The following is a 1,478-nucleotide window of genomic DNA, read 5'->3' as shown; positions in this document are numbered from 1 at the left end:
CCCCTCGAAGCCCACGGTGGTGAGCTGGCACTGGCGGTGCTCGTCGATGAGGTTGAGGGTGCCGTGCGGCACCCCCGCCACCACCGCGGCGGCGCGCACGATGGCGGTGAGCTCGTCGTCGGCGGGCGCGTCCAGCAACCGGTACTCGTGCAGCGCGGCCAGCCGCGCCGCCTCCTGCGCCCCCGTCCCACGTGCCCTCATCGTCCCCCCTCCCGTGGTCGTCGGCCCGTTCGGGGAGGAGGTCGGCTCCCGCACCGGCGCCCTTGAGCGGGAACCGCCCGGGGGTCGTCAAGACCCCCCGCCCGGGTGCCGATCCCCATGACGTGGCTCACCTCCGCAACCTCAGGGTCGCCGTCAAGCTCGTCGCGGCCTTCGCCGCCGTCGGGGCGCTGCTCCTGGTCATCGTCGCCGTCGCGCTGGTCCGCCTCGGCGACGCCCAGCGCAACCTCACGACGCTGTCCACCTCCGGGGTGGGCTCCGTCCGCGCGATCGGGGAGATGCAGACGGCCTTCCAGACGGCCCGGCTGGACCTGGTCAACCTGGCGCTCGTCACCGACCCGCAGCGCCGGCAGGAGCTGGAGGCCGTCATCGCCGAGCACGACGCGGCCCTCGACGAGGTGTGGGAGAGCTACGGGACCACCGGTCCCGCGGTCTCCGCCGCCGACCGCGACGAGTTCACCCACGACATCCGGATGTGGCGCGAGACCCGCGACGGTCTCCTCCCGCTGGCCCTGGGCGGCGACACCGACGCCTTCGCCGCCCAGCGCGACGCCCGGCTGACCGGCCTGAGCACGGAGATGGCCGGTGACCTGGCGACCTTCGCCACCGCGGAGGACACCGCCGCCAAGGCCATCGCCGCCGAGGGCGCGAGCGACCACGGCACCGCCACCGCGCTCCTGCTGGGCCTGGCCGCCGGCGCCCTGGCGACGGCCGCCGCCCTCACCGCGCTCATCACCCGCTCCGTCGCCGGCCCCCTGGCCGCGGCCGTGGCGGTCGTGCGCGGGCTGGCTGAGGGCCGCCTGGACCAGCGGGTGCCCGTCACCTCCCGCGACGAGGTCGGCGAGCTGGCCGGGGCGCTCAACAGCACGATGGACCGGCTGGGGGCGGTGCTGCGCGACGTCACCGCCGACGCCGAGACCCTCGCCGCCTCCTCCGGGGAGCTGACCGCGGTCGCGAGCCGGCTCGCCGCCGGCGCGGAGGACTCCGCGGCGCAGACCCGGGTGGTGTCGGCCGCGACCGAGCAGATCGGCGCCAACATCGGCACCGTCGCCGCGGCCGGGGAGGAGATGACCGCGGCGATCACCGAGATCGCCGCCTCCACCGCCCAGGCCAGCCAGACCGCCGCCACCGCGGTGGCGTCCGCCGGCGCCGCCGAGGCCACCATCCAGCGCCTCAGCAGCTCCAGCCGGGAGATCGGCGAGGTCGTGCAGCTGATCACCTCCATCGCGGAGCAGACGAACCTGCTGGCCCTCAACGCC

1 protein-coding gene and 1 pseudogene are annotated in these 1,478 nt (G+C 76.0%); one reads left to right on the top strand and one right to left on the bottom strand.

Going from position 1 to position 1,478, the window contains the following annotated elements:
- Positions 1 to 201: pseudogene (locus ABEB16_RS18010) on the bottom strand (hypothetical protein); the annotation flags it as partial.
- A 122-nt stretch (positions 202 to 323) separates the two neighbouring features.
- Between ABEB16_RS18010 and ABEB16_RS18005 the strand changes: the two are divergent.
- The coding region (locus ABEB16_RS18005; protein WP_345713594.1) for a methyl-accepting chemotaxis protein at positions 324 to 1,478 on the top strand (1,155 nt) is incomplete at its 3' end.

This window comes from Kineococcus glutinatus, assembly GCF_039542765.1.
Lineage (GTDB): Bacteria > Actinomycetota > Actinomycetes > Actinomycetales > Kineococcaceae > Kineococcus_A > Kineococcus_A glutinatus.
Note: the sequence above shows the minus strand (reverse complement) of the source record. Positions and strands in the feature narration are given on the sequence as shown.